This window comes from Proteiniborus sp. (assembly GCF_040308045.1).
Taxonomy (GTDB): Bacteria; Bacillota; Clostridia; order Tissierellales; family Proteiniboraceae; genus Proteiniborus.
This window is the reverse complement of the sequence record NZ_JAWRHZ010000008.1, coordinates 39,727-58,248: the sequence shown is the minus strand read 5'-3', so window position 1 is coordinate 58,248 and position 18,522 is coordinate 39,727. Positions and strand designations below refer to the sequence as shown.

Sequence of the window (18,522 nt, the reverse complement as noted above, 5' to 3'; positions counted from 1 at the left end):
GAAATGGGGATTTGTCATCCATTTTTGTTTATAAAGATATTAAAATAATTATCCCTTGCAAGGGGTAAGGATTTTTAAGCAATACAAATATTCAAAAATCAAGGGTTGTTAGAAATCTCTATTAAGATTTTTGACAATACCGAAAAAACTAGGGGGAAGTGGATATGAAGATATTAACTAGTATTGCTTCTATATTACTTATAATAGGAGCTATAAACTGGGGGCTTGTTGGCTTATTCAATTTAGACTTAGTAGAAACTATATTTAGAGGCAGAGATAAAATGACAGCAAGAATATTATATTCTTTAATAGGATTGTCAGGTGTATATACAATTTTATATTTAATCTTTTGACCCAGGCTAATGCCTGGGTCTTAAAATTTCTGAGCAGCAAATAATGTGCATTAATTTGTATTATCATACAACAAATAGACACGAGGCTTTATTTCTGATAGTATTAAAATGTATATAGCTTGAAAGTTATATTCTATATTAATATAAAGGAGAGTTTACTTAATGAAAGAAAACAAGGTACTAGCAACAGTTAACGGCAAAGAAATTACAGAGAACGAAGTCGAAGTATTTCTACAAAGTCTTGCTCCACAAGTAGCTACGCAATTTAGCAGTAAAGAGGGAAAAGCAAAACTATTACAGGAACTTGTGAATCAAGAACTATTTTACTTAGACGCTATTAACAATAATTTTGATAAAGAAGAAGCTTTTGTCACAGAGCTTGAATTAGTAAAAGCAAATCTTTTAAAACAGTATGCAGTTGCTAAAGTATTAAATAATATAACTGCTAATGAAGAAGAAATTAAGGATTATTATGAAAAATATAAAGACACTTTTAAAAAGCCTGAAAGCGTTAGAGCAAGCCATATATTAATTGATGATGAGAACACAGCGTTAAGTATCATAAAAGAAATAAAACAAGGTCTTGCATTTCAAGATGCAGCTAAAAAGCACTCTAAATGTCCTTCAGGAGCAAATGGTGGTGACTTAGGGTATTTTACTAAAGGAAGAATGGTTCCAGAATTTGAAAATGCTGCATTCGAATTAAATATAGATGAAATTAGTGACCCTGTAAAATCTCAGTTTGGTTATCATATTATATTAGTAACTGATAAAAAAGAGGCTTCTGAAAGCAGTATCGAAGAAGTAAGAGATGAGTTAGTAAAACAAATCACTATTGTAAAACAAAATGCTATTTATTCAAAAAAGGTTGCAGAATTATCTAATAAATATGATGTAAAAATTCAATAATATATCAATCAAAGCTCTAGTGTTTACTAGAGCTTTGATGCTAATAAGGCCTCTATTACATGTTTCTCAGAAATCACAAAAGATATTTTCTTTGAAACAAACTATAAAAAAGTGTTATAGTATTATTGTAGATATAAGCTGAATATATTTTTATTTCTTATATTATTGTAAATCTTTGTATATTTGTTAAGGGAAAAGAGGTGTTAATTTGCTACTACAAATGTTTAGTAGCTTAGTAGATAAAGCTGGACTAATAATAATTCTTGCATTTGCCATGTCTAAGATGAAGCCTTTTAGAGAACTTGTTTCCAAGAAAAACATCAGTATAGGCGATAAGATTATGTTATCTTTGATTTTTGCTATATTTGGAATTATTGGAACATATAGAGGAATACCTATAAAGGGAGCATTAGCGAATTCAAGAGTAATAGGAGTTTTTGTAGGTGGACTTCTTGGAGGCCCATTTGTAGGTATTTTATCTGGAATTATTGCAGGACTTCATAGATGGTCAATTGATATAGGTGGATTCACTTCCATTGCTTGCGCTGTTTCCACTCTTGCTGAAGGGATAATGTCTGGGCTTCTGAGCACAAAACTATACAAAAGCGAGCATAGATGGCTATTTGCTCTTACAATGGGAGCTGTTGCTGAGGCAATGCAAATGATTATTATTTTATTACTAGCAAAACCATTTTCTGAAGCGTTAAATCTTGTTGAGATTATAGGATTTCCCATGATAATAGCTAATTCCATAGGTATATCGATTTTCATAGTAATAACAGACAGTGTATTCAAAGATCAAGAAAGAGCTGGTGCCTATCAGGCTCAACTTGCTTTGAAAATAGCGAATAAGACAATAAAGTATTTTAGAAAAGGTTTTAATAGTGAAACTGCATATGAAACTGCGAAAATAATTAAGAACATGACTGGCTTGAAAGCTGTAGCTTTTACGGATACAGAAAAGATAATAGCTCATGTGGGGCTTGGAGAAGAACATCATAAGGTCGGAGACAAAATAATGACAGATATTACGAGAGATGTCATATCTAGCGGCACATATAAGATAGCAAACTCCAAAGAAGAAATTCATTGTATGTGTAAGGACTGTGAACTAAAATCTGCAATAATAGTGCCTCTTAAAGAAGAAAATAAAACCATAGGCACACTTAAATTATACAAAAGTGAAGAAAATGCAGTTTCTCAGGTTGATTTAGAACTTGCACTGGGATTAGGGCTACTATTTTCAACACAAATAGAACTTAGTAAAATAGATTATCAATCAGAGCTTCTTGCAAAAGCTGAGCTTAAAGCTCTTCAAGCCCAGATTAATCCGCACTTTTTATTTAATGCTATAAATACTATTGTTTCATTAACTAGAACAAGTCCAGAAAAAGCAAGAGATTTACTTATCCATTTAGGAAATTATTTTAGGAAGAATCTGCATACTAATGTGGAGGAAGTAGATTTAGAAAAAGAAATAGAGCATATAAAATCTTATCTAGAAATTGAGAAAGCCAGATTTGGAGATAAATTAAATGTAAAGTTTAATATACCAGATAATATTGATTGCACTTTGCAGCCATTAACATTACAGCCTATAGTAGAGAATGCTATTAAACACGGGATATTAGAAAAAATAGAGGGAGGATCAGTGGAGATTGAGGCTATAGATTGTGGAGATGAGACAAAGATAATAGTTAAAGATGATGGAGTAGGCATAGATAGCCAATATCTTGACTCTATTTTTAACAGCAAAAAGCAAAACGATTCTATTGGACTGATTAATGTAAATAATAGATTGAAAAACAAGTATGGTAAAGATTATGGACTAGACATTAAAAGTAGTATTGGGCAAGGTACAACAGTAACAATTAGAATTCCTAAAGATCAGGGGGGAGGAATGAATGATAAGATGTATAATTGTCGATGATGAAAAGCCTGCTAGAGAAGAGTTAAAATATTTATTACGTGATTTTGGAAAATTAGAAATTGTGGGCGAAGCATCACATGGAGCAGAGGCAATAGAGTTAAATAACAGGCTAAAACCAGATCTTATTTTTTTGGATATTTCAATGCCTCAGCTAAGTGGTATTGAAGTAGCACAAATAATAATTAAGGAACAGAAAAATAAGCCTCTAATCATATTTGTTACTGCTTTTGAACAGTTTGCTGTAGAAGCTTTTGAGGTCAATGCCATTGACTATTTGTTAAAACCAATATCAAAAGAACGGTTAGAAAAGGCACTTTATAGGATTACGAATACTAATAAATTTACTGATTCTGAGCGTGAAGAAAGAATTGAGAGGTTAATAAGCCACTTAAAAGCTGGGGATATTAAGAGAATAAATAAAATTATGGTTTATAATAATGGAATACTAATACCCATAGCACCTTCTGAGATATTATATGTAACAGTGGAGGGAAGAAATACTATTTTGTTTTCAACTAAAGGTAAATTTGAATTAAGCAGTACTCTTAGTCAGCTGGAAGATAAATTAAGCTCAAATAATTTTTTTAGAAGCCATAAAAGCTATTTAGTAAACTTAGATTATATTGAGGCAATTGAACCATGGTTCAATTCAACTTTTATGATAAAACTTAAATATGTAAGTGAAAAAATTCCTGTAAGTAGAAGCCAATCTAAAGATTTTAAGAAAATAATGGATATAAACTAGTTGCATTTCACACTTGTTTCTATGCAATTGAAGTACAAAATTAAGCATCTTGCACAGAATAAAACCTTTTCCTGTTTATTATAGATTATAATATGTTTAAATAATTCTATAATAAACAAGGGAGGGTTATTTTCATGGTATCATTTTTACTATCTATAGTTGCTTTAATTGCAGGATATTTTATTTATGGTAAAATTGTAGAAAAAGTTTTTGGGGTAGACGAAAATAGAACTACACCAGCAGTTGAAATGGAAGATGGAGTAGACTTCGTTCCAATGAGCTGGGGAAGAATTTTTTTGATTCAATTCTTAAACATTGCAGGGTTGGGACCAATATTTGGAGCAGTAATGGGCGCATTGTATGGACCAGCAGCATTTCTTTGGATTGTACTAGGAAGTATTTTTGCAGGTGGAGTACACGACTTTTTCTCAGGGATGCTTTCAATCAGACATCAAGGCAAGAGCGTTTCGGAAATAGTAGGTATCTATTTAGGTGAAACTGCTAGAAAAATAATGAGGGTTTTCTCAGTTGTTTTGCTTATTCTAGTAGGTACTGTTTTTATGACTGGACCTGCTGATTTATTGGCAAGTCTTAAACTAGGAGGGATATCTAGTTTAAATATTTGGTTAGCTATAGTACTTATATACTATTTCTTAGCAACAATTCTTCCAGTAGATAAAATAATAGGTAAAGTTTATCCTTTATTTGGTGCAGTACTACTTTTCATGGCAATAGGGGTAGGCGGCATGTTGGTTATTAAAGGGTACAATATACCAGAGGTAACACTTGCAAGTCTTCATCCTAAAGGATTACCTTTATGGCCAATGTTATTTGTTACAATAGCATGTGGAGCAATAAGCGGATTTCACGCTACACAATCTCCAATGATGGCTAGATGTATGACTAATGAAAAATATGGGAGACAAGTTTTCTATGGTGCAATGATAGCTGAAGGAATAATAGCTTTGATTTGGGCAGCAGCAGCCATGACATTCTTTGGCAGTACTCAAGGTCTTAGCGATGCACTTGCTGCTAATGGAGGTGCAGGTGGAGTAGTAAATATTATTTCAAAATCGCTTTTGGGACCTATAGGTGGAGTATTAGCAATGCTTGGAGTTATAGCTTGTCCTATTACATCTGGAGATACAGCATATAGAAGTGCAAGACTTACAGTAGCTGATGCAGTTAACTATGATCAAGGACCTATAAAAAATAGACTTTTGTTAGCAATACCAATATTTGCAATAGGTTTTGGACTTACGAGAATAGATTTTAATATAATATGGAGATATTTTGCTTGGTCCAATCAAACACTAGCTATGATAGTTCTTTGGGCTTCAGCAGCATATCTAATAGCTAAAAAGAAGCTACACTGGATAGCTACTATACCAGCAACTTTTATGACTGCAGTAAGTATTACTTATATATTACAAGCACCAGAAGGATTTAAGCTACCAGTTACTATTTCTTATCCCGTAGGTATTGTTGCAGCAGTGTTAGCTCTTGCTATCTTTCTTTTTAAGTTTAAGGGGAAGAAAGTTCAACTAGCTAAAAACTAATTTTTAGTACTTGTCATTAAGCATTACTCTTGTTATAATCAGTTTAAAGACAAATACTATTTTAGGTGTTGCCTTTAACAATATGTATAGAAATATAATGTTGTCATTTGTGAGATTTTGGTTAAACTAATTAAATATTACTTTAATTACTATAATATAAGGGGGAATAATCCTCCTTATTTTATTATTTTTTATAATTTGTTGTAAAACTTAAGAAAGGAGATACCTATGGAAGAAAGAGACTATTATAGAGTATATTCAGAGTATCTAAGAAATAAATATGGAGCAAAATCTTATAAGCTTCCAATAAATCTTCCTCTTACATGTCCAAATAGAGATGGCTGTGTAGGATATGGAGGGTGTATATTTTGTGGAGAGAAAGGGACTGGATTCGAGAATCTTTCAAATACCATTTCTGTTAAGAACCAGCTATTGGAAAATATGGATTATATAAAAAGAAAATATAAAGCTGAAAAGTTTATTGCTTATTTTCAGAATTTTTCTAACACATATATGGACTTAGGACTTTTTAAAAAATATATTAAAGAGGCTATATTAGAAGATATTGTAGAAATATGTATTTCAACTAGACCTGATTGTATATCGGATTCATATTTAGAGTTTCTTTCATCAATAAAGAAAGAACATAATATAAATATAAGTATAGAGCTTGGATTACAGACAGTTAATTATCATACCTTGAAAATGATTAATAGAGGACATACCCTAGCAGAATTTATTGACAGTGTGTTAAGAATAAAACCTTATGACTTTGATGTATGTGCCCATATTATACTAGATTTGCCCTGGGATAACATGGACGATACTATTGAGTGCGCGAAAATATTATCTTCATTATCAGTAGAGCAGGTCAAGCTACATTCTTTATATATAGTTGAGAAGACAGTACTTGAAAGGATGTATAAAAATGGAGAGATTATTTTGCTGTCAAAGGAAGAATACATAGATAGAGCAGTAGTATTTCTTGAGCATTTACACCCTGACATTGTGATTCAAAGAGTTATAGGTAGAGCACCAGAAGAAAACACCCTTTGTGTAAACTGGCATACTAGCTGGTGGAAAATAAGAGATGAAATTCTTGAAAAGATGGAAGAAATGAAAACATACCAAGGTAGAAAATGTGATTATCTTAATGGTAAGGCTCTTAGTAAATTCAAAAAATAGCGTAAAGCAAAAAAAGTTCCAGCCTCTTGTCTTTACAGGACAAAAGTTTAGAGTATCGTATTTTAATCATTGAAATGAAGTCGAAGAAGCAAGTAGTTTTAGTCTTTCTGAAGCGAAGCTGAAGAATCTTATGTTTTTATCTATAAAGTAATGGAGGAAATAAGTAATATGAGAAGAAGAAAAAAACCAGGTGCCAAAGATGAACTATTAAGATTAGATAATATGCTAATACTAAATCCAGAAGAACATAAAGGTAGTTGGAAGGATGTTGTAAATAATAAAAAAATACATGTAGAGCTTGGCACAGGAAGAGGACAGTTTATCAATACTCTTGCAGAAAAGCATAGTGATATCTTTTTTATAGGTATAGAAGTAAAAGAAGAAATACTTTTAGATGCAATAAGAAAGTCTATTGATAAAGAATTAGATAATTTAAAATATTTTTGGTATGATATTAATAAAATTGATTCTATATTTGATGAAAATGAAATAGAAAGGCTATATATAAATTTTTGTGATCCCTGGCCTAAAAAGAGGCATAGTAAAAGAAGACTTACCCATAGAAACTTTCTGAATAAGTATAGAAAAATATTAAAACCAAATGGAGAAATACATTTCAAGACTGATGGAGAAGAACTTTTTGAGTTTTCTCTAAATGAAATGCTTGAAATGGAATATAAAGTAAGAAATGTATCTTTAAATCTTTATAGAGATGAAAACATAGATACTGTAAAGACCGAGTATGAAGAAAAGTTTATCGGTCAAGGGAAAAAAATATATAGGCTATTAGGAAAAAATAGCAAATAGGCAGAAAAATTTCTGCCTAAGGTGTATTACTATTTCATTGAAGGAGTAAAAGTCGCACAATCTGTTTCTTCAGTTGAGCTTGCATTTCTTGGCTGTATCTCGATTTTTGCAGCAGAGCAATAATCACCGTCTGTATGATAGTAGCAAGTATTAACTACACATTTAACTCCGTTTAAATTTCTATCTGTTTTTTCAATACGCATTTAGCATACCTCCTTAAAATAATATTTCCTCAATCATATTGTGTGAAAAAATTAAAGAAATATTCATCCTTTGAATAATTTAGATAAAACAGTTGAAAAATAAATAGAAAATATGTATTATATCTATTATGGGGAGTTAACTCAGCTGGTAGAGTATCACCTTGACATGGTGGAAGTCGTAGGTTCGAGTCCTATACTCCCCACCAAATATACAAGCACATTAACTGGCATATAGCACTCCATAGTGGGTGCTTTTGTTGTCTTATCTAAAAGATGATGGGGTGAAAAAATAATGAAGTTACCTTTGGCTTTTACAGAGAAAATGAAAAAGCTTTTAGGAGATGAATATAATCAGTTTATCTCTACATATGAAAATGATCACTATAAAGGCATTAGAATTAATACAATAAAAATTTCAGTAGAAGAGTTTTTAAAAATAACATCGTTTTTACTTAAGCCTATACCTTGGGCTAAAGAGGGATTTTATTATATTGATGATGAAATCCAAGATAGACCAGGTAAGCATCCTCACTATCACTGTGGATTATATTATATACAAGAACCAAGTGCTATGATTCCAGTAGAAGTGTTAAATCCAAAGCCTGGTGATAAGGTCTTAGATATTAGTGCGGCTCCAGGAGGTAAATCTACACAGATAGGAGCGAGGCTTAAAGGTGAAGGAATTCTTGTGGCAAATGATATTAGTCCTAAACGTACAAAAGCATTAGTAAAGAATATAGAGATTTTTGGCATAAAAAACTCTATAGTAACTAATGAAGAACCAAAAAAACTAGCATTAAAATTTGAAGAATATTTTGATAAGATATTAGTAGATGCTCCTTGTTCAGGTGAGGGAATGTTTAGAAGAGATCCAAAAGCTACTAAAAGCTGGAGTGAATTTTCAGTTGATGAATGCAGAAATATGCAAAGAGAGATTTTACAATGGATTCCTAAACTATTGAAGTCTGGTGGAAGCCTTGTTTATTCCACATGTACTTTTTCTCCAGAAGAAAATGAAGGTACAATTGACTGGTTTCTAAAAGAGTTCCCTGAATTTGAAATACAGCCTATTGAAGGAATAGAAGGAATAGACAGTGGGAAGCCAGAATGGATTGGAGCTAATAGTGAAATCTCAAAAGCAGGAAGAGCTTGGCCTCACAAGATTAATGGAGAAGGACATTTTGTTGCATTACTTAGAAAAAAAGGTAATCTACAAGCAAAGCCATTTAAGTCATTTAGCCTAAATAAAGACGATATTGAGGAATATTCAAAATTTGAAGAAGAAAATTTGAAAGTTGACTTTAAAGATAGATTACATAAGGTAGGAAATAGATTATATGTTATTCCACACGACTTACCTGAGCTTACAGGTATAAATGTAGTAAATACTGGTTTATATATGGGAGAGATTTTAAAGAATAGATTTGAACCTAGTCAAGCTCTTGCAATGGCACTAAAAAAAGAAGATGTAACTAATTATGTAGATATTTCAAGTGATAGCATTGAAGCAATCAAGTACTTAAAAGGAGAGACACTCTTATTAGATGGAGAGAAAGGCTGGAAACTTGTTTGCATAGACGGTTATCCAGTAGGATGGGGTAAGCAAATCCAAGGCAGTTTAAAAAACTATTATAGAAGTCAGTGGAGAATGCTATAAAGACTTTAATTAAGAGGTGGTCATATGCAAAAAAAAGAAAGATTAGACAAAATTCTTTCGAATTTAGGATATGGAAGTCGGAAAGATGTAAAGGCATTAGCAAAGTCAGGTAGAATAGAAGTTAATGAAAAAGTGATTATTGATAGTTCAATTAAGATAGAGCCTTATGAATCGATAATAAGTATAGATGGTAAAACTGTAGAATATAGAGAATTTATATACTTGATGATGAATAAGCCTCAAGGAGTTATTTCTTCAACTGATGATTTTAGAGATAAAACAGTAATAGATTTAATTTCCGATAAATATAAGGTATTTAATCCTTTTCCAGTTGGAAGATTAGACAAAGATACTGAAGGGCTTATGATACTTTCAAATGACGGGCAATTATCACATCGCGTTTTGTCACCTAAGAAACATGTGGAAAAGATATATTATGCTGAAGTAGATGGGATAGTAACAGAAAAAGACAAGCTATTGTTTAAAGAAGGAGTAACTATTGATGATGGGTATAAAACTCTACCTGCTGAATTAGAAATTATTGACTCTAATAATATTTCTAAAGTCAAATTAACTATCAAGGAAGGAAAATTTCATCAAGTAAAAAGAATGTTCTTAGCAGTTGGTAAAAAGGTAATTTATTTAAAAAGATTAGCTATTGGAGGATTAAAACTAGACGAAAGTTTAGGACTTGGAGAGTATAGAGAGTTAACTAGAGAGGAAATACTTCTTTTAGAGCAAAAAAGACTATAAGATAGGAAAAAAACAATATATATCTTATTGTTAATTATTTAGTAAAATTAGATTAATGCGTTCTCTAAATTAGTTCATTCTTTTTTATAGAAGATTTAATTTATTGTGATATAATAGAAAGAGCGAATACAAGATTAGATAGGGTGTTATTATTGAAACAGTTTAAGAGAGAGAGTATTTTTGACAGATTTTTTGAGCATAGGGACTCCTTGATAATCCAATATAAAAATGGGGACATATCAAAAAGGGAATTTTTAGAAGGAAACTTCGACTTTGTACAAAAAATAAGAATAAAGCCTTTTTCAAAAGTAGATAGTTTTGAAAAGGGAATATACAATTATCAATACTATAATGTACTTGCAAAATATTATAATATGCTAGCAGCAGATATAAAAAATGATCCTAACTTTGTAAAACAATATAAGTCATGTAGATATAAAGCAAATTATAACTATAATGAAAAGGACAAAGCAACACTACAGCTGCTAAGATTTTTAGAGTTTAAAAACGTAGAAGCGTATTTTATCAAAGTAGAATCTACTTACTTAAATAATAAGCTGTATGAAATAGTGCTAATGGATTATGAATATGCAATATTCCATTCTAAAAGCAAATGGTTATTAAGGATTTTAAGAGAAGAGGGAGTATTTATTGAAAGGAAGAGAACTTCCTTAATAGATGGCTATATTAATGAAAAATATTGAAATAAAAATAAAGCGGAATAAATCCGCTTTATTTTTATTTTGCTAAGGTTTTTATTAACTCTTCTAGGCTAGTTCCTTTTTTAATCTTAAATTCTCCAGACTTAAGCTTTGTATCGAGTTTAAGCTCTTGAGATTTTATTAAGAAATCCATCTTATTATCAATAAGCCCTTTTTCAAGCAATATGTTTGCAATAGTAGGAGGCAATGAACCGCTAGGAATTTTAAGAGTGATGATTTCTTCTGTATTAGGATTTGTATCTATAATTGTATCATTATCTGATATGCTGTCATTATTGCCTTCATCCACCTCATTATCATTAGTATCAATATTATCATTAGTATCAATATTATTATTATCGATATCAACATTATTATCTTCAATATCATTATTAGTACTATCATCTATGTTATCTTTTTCTTTGTCATTATGACTATCTTTATCATTATCGACGATATTAGTTATAGTAGTCTTATCATTGTCTATATCATGCTTGTCCATGTCTTTTGCAAACAATATATCTAATCTCCATCCTATAATAACTGCAACACCTACTATAATTACTAAAATCAAAACATAGTCTGTGGCGTCATATAAAAAGTCTTTTATTTTTTCAGTGAAATTTCTCATCTATGTATACCCCCACTATTTAGTACTACTTAAATAATAACACACATTGTCAATACTTTTCAACAATCTTGAGTGCCAATATTTGAGAATCTCAATATTAGGCTGTTTTATTTTCTCTAATTGTTGGATATAATGGAATTACTTAATGAAGTTCATATTAATATAGATTATAAGAGAACATATAAAAAGAGGAGAGTTCAATAATGAAAGAAATACTAATAGATAAAAATGAACATGATCAAAGATTAGATAGATTCTTAAAAAAATATATGCCTAATGCATCTTTAGGATTTATATATAAAATGTTAAGAAAAAAGAATATTAAACTTAATGGTAGCAAGGCACAACCAGAGGATGTTATTAAAGAAGGAGATTTAATACAGCTTTATTTTTCGGACGAAACTATAGATAAGTTTATATCAAAACCTAAAGAAATTAGTAAAGGAAAAGCAATTAATATTATTTATGAGGATAATAACATTGTTATTATCAACAAGCCAAAAGGCATGCTTTCGCATGGAACAGGCAAAGGTCATGAAAACAATGTTGTAGATAATTTCATAAGTTATCTTTATGAAAAAAAAGAATATGTACCTAGAGTTGAAAAGACATTTACTCCTTCAATATGTAATAGACTTGATAGAAATACAAGTGGACTTATTATAGGTGCTAAGAATTTTTCTTCACTTAAGTTAATTAATGAAGCTATAAGAGAAGGTAAGATAAAAAAGTATTATAAAACCTTAGTAAAAGGAAAAATTGATAAAGCAATGGAACTTGAAGGATTTCTTGTTAAAGACGAAAACAAGAATAAAGTACAAATAATTAACAAAAATATGGAGGGTGCTAAAGAAATAAGTACCATAATAAAGCCTATGCTTACTAATGGTGAATACAGTCTAATTGAAATTGATTTAATAACAGGAAGAACTCATCAAATCAGAGCTCATTTGGCATCCATAGGTCATCCAGTAGTGGGAGATTTGAAATATGGAGATATAGGTGTCAACAAAAAATTTAAAGACAAATTCAAACTTACAAGTCAGTATTTACATGCTTACAGAATTATTATGAATGGGCTATTAGAGGATTTAGGTTATCTTAACAATAAAGAATTTATTGCAGAAGCAGATGATCAGCTAATGAATATTGAAAGTAAATTGTTTAAAAATCTTTAGAATTACATATCCTAAACAAGAGAAATATTAAGGAGGATGATAGTTTTGAAGATAAAAGAAATAATGACAAAGGATGTTAAAACAGTCAGTGAAGATTGTACTGTGAAAGAAGTAGCTGAGCATATGAAAAGCTTAAATGTAGGATCAGTTCCAGTATGTGATAAGTCAAATAAGCTTGTAGGAATGGTTACTGACAGAGATATGGTTATAAGAGGGCTAACATCTAGTGGCGAACAAAATACCCCAATAAATCAAGTTATGTCTACAAATCCAGTTTCAATAAGTCCTGACACAGGAGTTCATGAGGCAGCTAGAGTAATGGCTAAAAATCAAATAAGAAGACTTCCAGTTGTAGAGAATAATGAAGTAGTTGGTATAGTATCCATAGGAGATCTTGCAGTAAGAGATATTTATGTCAATGAAGCAGGAGATGCATTATCAAGTATTTCTGAACCAAGTAATCCAATGATATAATAAAAGCTCCTGTACAACTTGATATGATACTTCCAAAGTAGACAGTCTAATTAATTAAAATAGACTATCTACTTGGAGGTATTTTTTATTTTAATCAATCTCTTGAAAAATGTGGAATAAGTGATATAGAATAGGATTAGATGAAAAAATAAAGTAGTTAAGGGAGAGGTAGTTTTGGGCGCAGAAAAGATTAATGTGATAGTAGAAGAACATGGCACTTTTAAAGTAGATAAAAACATGAGACTGCAAGATTTGACTAAGAAGATTGATAAACAAAATTATAAAAGATATCTAGGCGCAGTTATAAATAATGAAGTTAAACATTTAGAATATAGAATAACTGAGGACTGTAGCATTAGGCTACTAGATATGACTGATAAAGATGGGCAACGAATCTATGTACGAACACTATGTTTTATTTATGTTAAGGCATGTAAAGATATATTTGACAATTGTGAAGTTACTATAGAGCATTCCTTAAGTAAAGGAATCTACTCAGAAATTCATAAAACAGACAGATTAACCCCAAATGATGTAAAAAAAATAATCAATAGAATGAATGAAATCATAGAGTCAGATTATGATATAAAAAGAGAGGCAGTAAACATTAATAAAGCTAAAGAAATATTCTTAAAACAGAATATGCATGACAAAGTAAGACTTTTAAATCATGTTACAAAAACAAATATACATGTATATAATATTGAGAATCTTTATGATACTTATTATGGATATTTAGCTCCTTCTACAGGCTATATAGAAAAATTTAATTTGGTATATTATCATCCTGGAATCGTACTTCAATATCCAGTTAAAGAAGAGGGATTTAAGATTCCGAAGTTTGAGGAACACCAGAAGCTATTTAAAATTTTTAGAGAATCAGAAAAGTGGGGAGATATATTAGATATAGGATACGTAGGAGCTTTGAATGATAAGATAAAGGAAGGTTTGATAGAAGAAATAATTAGAATATCTGAGGCATTACATGAGAAAAAGATTGCCTATATAGCTGACACAATATGTTTAAATGACGATATTAGAATAATACTTATAGCTGGACCTTCTTCTTCTGGCAAGACCACTTTTGCAGAGAGACTTAGTATACAACTTAAGGTAAACGGCAAGAAACCTATTTCTATTTCTGTTGATGATTATTTTGTAAATAGAGAAGATACTCCTATTGATGAAAATGGAGAATATGACTTTGAATCTATAGAAGCTGTAGACTTAGAATTGTTTAATAGTGACTTATCAAAGCTATTATCTGGTGAAGAGGTAGAGCTTCCTACATTCAATTTTGTTTTGGGTAGAAGAGAATATAACGGAAAAAAAATTAAGATAGATGAAGATCATCCAATTATAATTGAAGGAATACACGGATTAAATAACAGACTTACTGCATCAATACCTCAAAAAAACAAATTTAAAATATATATAAGTGCACTTACCCAGCTAAATCTTGATTCTCATAATAGGATTCATACTACTGATACCAGACTAATTAGAAGATTAGTTAGAGATCATAAATATAGGGGGAATAATGCAGAAACAACCCTTGAAAGATGGGATTCAGTAAGAAGAGGTGAGGAAAAAAACATTTTTCCGTTTCAAGAAGAGGCAGATGTTATGTTTAATTCATCCTTAGTATATGATTTATCTGTACTAAAAAAATATGCAGAGCCACTTTTACGAGAAATAGATAAAACAAGTATGCACTATAAAGAGAGTAAGAAGCTACTAAGATTTTTAAGCTACTTTACAGATATTTATGATGAACAGCCAATCCCTTGTACTTCAATAATTAGAGAATTTATCGGAGGAAGCTGTTTCTAAAAGGGGGAAAAGGAGCAAATGAATGATTTGTTGAGCAAAATTATTGACAGAAACAAATGCTTGACAAGTAAGGGAAAGGTAGCCAGTTATATTCCAGCGCTGAAGAGAGCAGATCCTAAACAACTAGGAGTTTGTGTAGCAGATATAGAGGGTAACATATTTGCTGCTGGGGATTACGGGCAAAAGTTTACATTACAGAGCATATCTAAGACAATATCTCTTATGTTAGCTATCATGGATAATGGCTCAGATAAGGTCTTTAGTAAGGTTGGAATGGAACCAACAGGTGATGCTTTTAACTCTATTATTAAACTTGAAACAATTTCTCCTTCTAAGCCTTTAAATCCTATGATTAATGCTGGTGCCATTGCAGTAGCCTCATTAATAAAAGGAAAAGATCCTGAAGAAAAATTTAATAGGCTATTAGTCCTTTTAAGAAAGATATGTCAAAATGATAAATTAAGTATAAACAAAGAAGTTTACTTATCAGAAAAAGAAACGGGAAATAGAAATAGGGCATTAGCATATTTTATGAAAGATGTTGGTATTATTAACGGGGATGTAGAAGATGTATTAGATGTTTATTTCAAACAATGTTCAATTGAAGTTGATTGCATAGATATAGCTAAAATAGGATTGTTTTTAGCTAAAAATGGTGTTGTTCTTGAAACAAGCGAAAGAATTGTAGAAGAAAAAGTAGCAAAAACTATAAAATCCTTTATGGTTACATGTGGAATGTACAATGCTTCTGGAGAATTTGCAATCAATGTTGGCATACCTGCAAAAAGTGGAGTTGGTGGAGGCATAATGGCAGCGGTTCCACTAAGAATGGGTATAGGAGTTTTTAGTCCTGCTCTTGATGATAAAGGAAACTCTATTGCAGGCTATGGTCTACTAGAGGATTTATCTAAAGAATTGGATTTGAGCTTCTTTTAAGCTAATGTGCCATTAACAAGAATTCACTCATAAGATATTATATAACAGTAGCTTAGTGGGTGATAAGATGAGTGAAAATGTGATAAATGGCATTAATGAAGGATTTAAAGTTAACCTTGGAAAAGAAGCAGCTATGGAACTTGAAGATTCATATGAAAGTATTATTTTCTTATTTTATAATGATAATCTAGTTATGATGTTTGATTCAAAAAAAAAGATATGGAAGTTTCCATCTGGGAAAAAAGAAAAACATGAGAGCGCTTTAGAGTGTGCAATAAGAGAAACTTTTGAAAAAACAGGAGCAATTCTAGAAAATTCTTTTCCAGTAGGATACTATAACACTATAAAAGATGAGGTTGTTTTCAAAACAGCTATTTACTTTGGAAAAGTAGAAAGGTTTGAAACTAGACCTGAATGGTGTGAAGCTGAATTAGTGAAATTATTTGATAAGCTCCCTCAAGATGTACAAGACAGTAAGATATACAGTATAATTTTAGACTACATTAAATCAAGATAAATTTTTATAATATGTTAAAGCCTGCATTGCTTGAACGAAGCAAGTTTGCAGGCTTTAGCATTAAAAGTCTTTGCTAATATTAATATTAATATTTTCATTATTAGTTGATAATCCTAGTATATAGAGCAAGGGACAAAACCTAGTTATTCCTTCTGCTATCATCATAGAGCCTGAAATAATCATTAAAGTTGATTTTCTAACTATGCCAATGCTAAGCAAGGTAAATCCTCCACTTAATCTAAAGGTTGCATCAATATCTCCAATGTTTTTTCTGTCTTTCAAAATTAACACCACCTTAGTGTATTATAAAAATAGTTTTCCATAATAGTATGGTTTGTATTACAATAGAATATATACGATGCAAATAAAATTTAAAGGAGGTAAACTATGAAGAAAAATATTTTTTATATTATACTTATGTTGTTTCTAATAGTATCTATGGTGGCTTGTAGTAAAGCGCCTAAAGATAACAATCCTGATACCAATCCAAATAGTAATGAAGATGAAGTTCAAGATATTACTGAGACAGAGAAAAATGTAACAATATATTATTCTGATGCTGATGCAACAAATTTAGTAAAGAAGAATATAACAATTAAGCCACAAGATAACACTTTAGAAGAAGAAATAATAGGTAAACTAAAAGAACAGCCAAGTGATGAAAATCTTTTTGCTGTAATACCTAGTAATGTATCTATATTAAGTGTAAGAACTGAAAATAATATTACTTATGTAGATGTATCTAGTGAAGATTTATATGGAGGTTCAACTCAAGAAAGATTTATGATAGACGGTATAGTAATGTCTCTTACCGAATTAGAAAACATTGAAAAGGTACAATTCCTAATAGATGGGAATAAAGCAGAAACATTGATGGGACATTATACTATAGAGGAGCCTTTTACTAGAGATGATATAGCTACACCAATAATTGAATAATAATTAAATCCAAAACACTTATAAGAAAAACTAAGGGATGCTTAGTTAAGCATCCCTTGAAAAACTCAATCCTTCTCTTTTCATTCCTACACTTAAAGCTAATCCAATACAAATCATATTTGAAAGAAGAAAAGTACCGCCATAGCTTATAAATGGAAGTGGTATACCAGTAACAGGCATTAATCCCATAGTCATACCAACATTTTCAAGTATGTGGAATACCATCATTGCAGATATTCCAATAACCATAACAGAACCAAAAATATCTTTTGAATTCTTAGCTATTTTAATTAATCTATATATTAATATAGCATATAAGATAATTAATACTAATCCTCCTACTAATCCAAGTTCTTCACCAATGACTGAAAAAATAAAATCAGTATGTTTTTCAGGTAAAAAACCGAACTGAGTTTGATTACCATTGTATAGCCCCATACCTAAAACTTGTCCAGAGCCTATTGCTATTTTAGATTGAATCACTTGATATCCAGAGCCCATAGCATCGCGAGTTGGGTCTAAGAAATCAAAAATTCTGTTTTTTTGATAATTATCTAAAGAAAACCATAAAATAGGGAGACTTATTATGCTTGCAATAAAAGCATATATTATATACCTCCAATTTAATCCAGCTACAAAAAGCATAATAACAATGAAAAACACAAAAACAATAGCTGTACCGAAGTCAGGTTGTAGTAAAATTAAGACTACTGGTATAAAAGCAAAAATTAGTATTTTAATTAATGTAAATGGTTGATTTATTTTTTCGTGGTTTTTCTCAATAAATTTAGCTACAGAAATAATTACCCCTATCTTAACAAACTCAGAAGGCTGAAAACCAAAGGAACCAATTCTAATCCAGCTTTGGGCACCTTTTGCTGTAGAACCTAAAACTAAAACGGCAACAAGTAATAAGTTAGAAAAAATATATATGGGCATATAGAATTTGCCAAATGTCTCATAATTTATAAAGACTATAACAATAATTGAAAATAAGCCAAGAGCAAAAGCAATTCCTTGGGTTTTCAAATAGCTAATGCTACCTTCTCCTGCGGTGGCACTAGAAAGAATTAATAGGCCAAAAAGACCTAAGAGTATTACAATGAGTAAAAGTGTAAAGTCAAATCTTTTCCAAAGTCCTTTTCGTTTGTTTGACATGTTTAACCCTCTCTTTAATTAAACTACTAAAATTATAACATACTACCAATATAA

20 protein-coding genes and 1 tRNA gene are annotated in these 18,522 nt (G+C 30.7%); 17 read left to right on the top strand and 4 right to left on the bottom strand.

Translation table 11 applies throughout. The features are described from left to right. The first annotated feature begins 164 nt into the window (after positions 1-164). From ABV008_RS01270 to trmB, 7 genes are all read left to right on the top strand, one after another. Positions 165-353, top strand: a complete 189-nt coding sequence (locus ABV008_RS01270) for a DUF378 domain-containing protein (protein ID WP_352418004.1) — start codon at positions 165-167, stop codon at positions 351-353. 162 nt (positions 354-515) lie between these two features. Then, positions 516-1,262, top strand: a complete 747-nt coding sequence (locus ABV008_RS01265) for a peptidylprolyl isomerase (RefSeq protein WP_352418003.1) — start codon at positions 516-518, stop codon at positions 1,260-1,262. Between the two features lie 220 nt (positions 1,263-1,482). Continuing rightward, the gene (locus tag ABV008_RS01260; RefSeq protein ID WP_352418002.1) at positions 1,483-3,192 is read left to right on the top strand and encodes a LytS/YhcK type 5TM receptor domain-containing protein; all 1,710 of its coding nucleotides are present in this window, start codon (positions 1,483-1,485) and stop codon (positions 3,190-3,192) included. Next, on the top strand, positions 3,167-3,937 hold the full coding sequence (locus tag ABV008_RS01255) for a LytR/AlgR family response regulator transcription factor (protein WP_352418001.1): 771 nt from the start codon (positions 3,167-3,169) through the stop codon (positions 3,935-3,937). The genes ABV008_RS01260 and ABV008_RS01255 overlap by 26 nt, the downstream gene beginning before the upstream one ends. Positions 3,938-4,071: 134 nt before the next feature. Then, the gene (locus ABV008_RS01250; protein WP_352418000.1) at positions 4,072-5,496 is read left to right on the top strand and encodes a carbon starvation CstA family protein; all 1,425 of its coding nucleotides are present in this window, start codon (positions 4,072-4,074) and stop codon (positions 5,494-5,496) included. 228 nt (positions 5,497-5,724) lie between these two features. After that, entirely contained in the window at positions 5,725-6,681 is a 957-nt protein-coding gene (gene mnmL / locus ABV008_RS01245; RefSeq protein ID WP_352417999.1) for a tRNA modification radical SAM protein MnmL/YtqA, read from the top strand. Between the two features lie 168 nt (positions 6,682-6,849). Then, positions 6,850-7,488 (top strand): tRNA (guanosine(46)-N7)-methyltransferase TrmB, encoded by a 639-nt coding sequence (gene trmB / locus ABV008_RS01240; RefSeq protein WP_352417998.1) that lies wholly within the window; start codon positions 6,850-6,852, stop codon positions 7,486-7,488. 29 nt (positions 7,489-7,517) lie between these two features. Here the strand turns inward: trmB and ABV008_RS01235 are convergent, their stop codons facing one another. After that, positions 7,518-7,691, bottom strand: a complete 174-nt coding sequence (locus ABV008_RS01235; RefSeq protein ID WP_352417997.1) for a DUF1540 domain-containing protein — start codon at positions 7,689-7,691, stop codon at positions 7,518-7,520. A gap of 130 nt (positions 7,692-7,821) precedes the next feature. Between ABV008_RS01235 and ABV008_RS01230 the strand changes: the two genes are divergently transcribed. The 4 genes from ABV008_RS01230 to ABV008_RS01215 all read left to right on the top strand — a co-directional run bounded on the left by ABV008_RS01230 (position 7,822) and on the right by ABV008_RS01215 (position 10,805). After that, positions 7,822-7,897 (top strand) — tRNA-Val (locus tag ABV008_RS01230). 86 nt (positions 7,898-7,983) lie between these two features. Beyond that, the gene (locus ABV008_RS01225) at positions 7,984-9,348 is read left to right on the top strand and encodes an RsmF rRNA methyltransferase first C-terminal domain-containing protein (RefSeq protein ID WP_352417996.1); all 1,365 of its coding nucleotides are present in this window, start codon (positions 7,984-7,986) and stop codon (positions 9,346-9,348) included. A 24-nt stretch (positions 9,349-9,372) separates the two neighbouring features. Next, on the top strand, positions 9,373-10,101 hold the full coding sequence (locus ABV008_RS01220) for a pseudouridine synthase (protein WP_352417995.1): 729 nt from the start codon (positions 9,373-9,375) through the stop codon (positions 10,099-10,101). Positions 10,102-10,253: 152 nt separating this feature from the next. Beyond that, positions 10,254-10,805, top strand: a complete 552-nt coding sequence (locus ABV008_RS01215; RefSeq protein ID WP_352417994.1) for a DUF6648 family protein — start codon at positions 10,254-10,256, stop codon at positions 10,803-10,805. A 34-nt stretch (positions 10,806-10,839) separates the two neighbouring features. On the opposite strand, the gene ABV008_RS01210 is transcribed toward ABV008_RS01215, so the two are convergent. Then, entirely contained in the window at positions 10,840-11,433 is a 594-nt protein-coding gene (locus ABV008_RS01210) for a hypothetical protein (protein ID WP_352417993.1), read from the bottom strand. A gap of 203 nt (positions 11,434-11,636) precedes the next feature. Between ABV008_RS01210 and ABV008_RS01205 the strand changes: the two genes are divergently transcribed. The 5 genes from ABV008_RS01205 (at position 11,637) to ABV008_RS01185 (ending at position 16,371) form a co-directional block, all read left to right on the top strand. Then, a complete protein-coding gene (locus ABV008_RS01205) occupies positions 11,637-12,611 on the top strand; it encodes an RluA family pseudouridine synthase (RefSeq protein WP_352417992.1) in 975 nt (324 codons plus the stop codon). Positions 12,612-12,656: 45 nt separating this feature from the next. Then, the gene (locus ABV008_RS01200; RefSeq protein WP_502929729.1) at positions 12,657-13,085 is read left to right on the top strand and encodes a CBS domain-containing protein; all 429 of its coding nucleotides are present in this window, start codon (positions 12,657-12,659) and stop codon (positions 13,083-13,085) included. 237 nt (positions 13,086-13,322) lie between these two features. Beyond that, positions 13,323-14,918 (top strand): uridine kinase family protein, encoded by a 1,596-nt coding sequence (locus tag ABV008_RS01195; RefSeq protein ID WP_502929730.1) that lies wholly within the window; start codon positions 13,323-13,325, stop codon positions 14,916-14,918. Positions 14,919-14,936: 18 nt separating this feature from the next. After that, entirely contained in the window at positions 14,937-15,854 is a 918-nt protein-coding gene (gene glsA, locus ABV008_RS01190; protein WP_352417989.1) for a glutaminase A, read from the top strand. Positions 15,855-15,921: 67 nt separating this feature from the next. Beyond that, on the top strand, positions 15,922-16,371 hold the full coding sequence (locus ABV008_RS01185) for an NUDIX domain-containing protein (protein WP_352417988.1): 450 nt from the start codon (positions 15,922-15,924) through the stop codon (positions 16,369-16,371). A gap of 60 nt (positions 16,372-16,431) precedes the next feature. Here ABV008_RS01185 and ABV008_RS01180 read toward each other — a convergent pair whose 3' ends face one another. Continuing rightward, positions 16,432-16,653 carry a YgaP family membrane protein gene (locus ABV008_RS01180; RefSeq protein ID WP_352417987.1) on the bottom strand — a complete coding sequence of 74 codons (222 nt, stop codon included), beginning with the start codon at positions 16,651-16,653 and terminating at the stop codon, positions 16,432-16,434. Positions 16,654-16,758: 105 nt separating this feature from the next. On the opposite strand from ABV008_RS01180, the gene ABV008_RS01175 reads away from it, so the two are divergent. Then, positions 16,759-17,310 carry a GerMN domain-containing protein gene (locus tag ABV008_RS01175; protein WP_352417986.1) on the top strand — a complete coding sequence of 184 codons (552 nt, stop codon included), beginning with the start codon at positions 16,759-16,761 and terminating at the stop codon, positions 17,308-17,310. Positions 17,311-17,355: 45 nt separating this feature from the next. Here the strand turns inward: ABV008_RS01175 and rodA are convergent, their stop codons facing one another. Next, on the bottom strand, positions 17,356-18,468 hold the full coding sequence (gene rodA, locus ABV008_RS01170) for a rod shape-determining protein RodA (RefSeq protein WP_352417985.1): 1,113 nt from the start codon (positions 18,466-18,468) through the stop codon (positions 17,356-17,358). Positions 18,469-18,522 lie beyond the last annotated feature (54 nt).

Coding starts and splice junctions, on each gene's coding strand:
- ABV008_RS01225 (WP_352417996.1), top strand. CDS start 7,984: ATGAAGTTACCTTTGGCTTTTACAGAGAAAATGAAAAAGCTTTTAGGA.
- ABV008_RS01205 (WP_352417992.1), top strand. CDS start 11,637: ATGAAAGAAATACTAATAGATAAAAATGAACATGATCAAAGATTAGAT.
- ABV008_RS01175 (WP_352417986.1), top strand. CDS start 16,759: ATGAAGAAAAATATTTTTTATATTATACTTATGTTGTTTCTAATAGTA.
- trmB (WP_352417998.1), top strand. CDS start 6,850: ATGAGAAGAAGAAAAAAACCAGGTGCCAAAGATGAACTATTAAGATTA.
- glsA (WP_352417989.1), top strand. CDS start 14,937: ATGAATGATTTGTTGAGCAAAATTATTGACAGAAACAAATGCTTGACA.
- ABV008_RS01255 (WP_352418001.1), top strand. CDS start 3,167: ATGATAAGATGTATAATTGTCGATGATGAAAAGCCTGCTAGAGAAGAG.
- ABV008_RS01265 (WP_352418003.1), top strand. CDS start 516: ATGAAAGAAAACAAGGTACTAGCAACAGTTAACGGCAAAGAAATTACA.
- mnmL (WP_352417999.1), top strand. CDS start 5,725: ATGGAAGAAAGAGACTATTATAGAGTATATTCAGAGTATCTAAGAAAT.
- ABV008_RS01220 (WP_352417995.1), top strand. CDS start 9,373: ATGCAAAAAAAAGAAAGATTAGACAAAATTCTTTCGAATTTAGGATAT.
- ABV008_RS01210 (WP_352417993.1), bottom strand. CDS start 11,433: ATGAGAAATTTCACTGAAAAAATAAAAGACTTTTTATATGACGCCACA.
- ABV008_RS01260 (WP_352418002.1), top strand. CDS start 1,483: ATGTTTAGTAGCTTAGTAGATAAAGCTGGACTAATAATAATTCTTGCA.
- ABV008_RS01185 (WP_352417988.1), top strand. CDS start 15,922: ATGAGTGAAAATGTGATAAATGGCATTAATGAAGGATTTAAAGTTAAC.
- ABV008_RS01270 (WP_352418004.1), top strand. CDS start 165: ATGAAGATATTAACTAGTATTGCTTCTATATTACTTATAATAGGAGCT.
- ABV008_RS01195 (WP_502929730.1), top strand. CDS start 13,323: ATGAGACTGCAAGATTTGACTAAGAAGATTGATAAACAAAATTATAAA.
- rodA (WP_352417985.1), bottom strand. CDS start 18,468: ATGTCAAACAAACGAAAAGGACTTTGGAAAAGATTTGACTTTACACTT.
- ABV008_RS01235 (WP_352417997.1), bottom strand. CDS start 7,691: ATGCGTATTGAAAAAACAGATAGAAATTTAAACGGAGTTAAATGTGTA.
- ABV008_RS01250 (WP_352418000.1), top strand. CDS start 4,072: ATGGTATCATTTTTACTATCTATAGTTGCTTTAATTGCAGGATATTTT.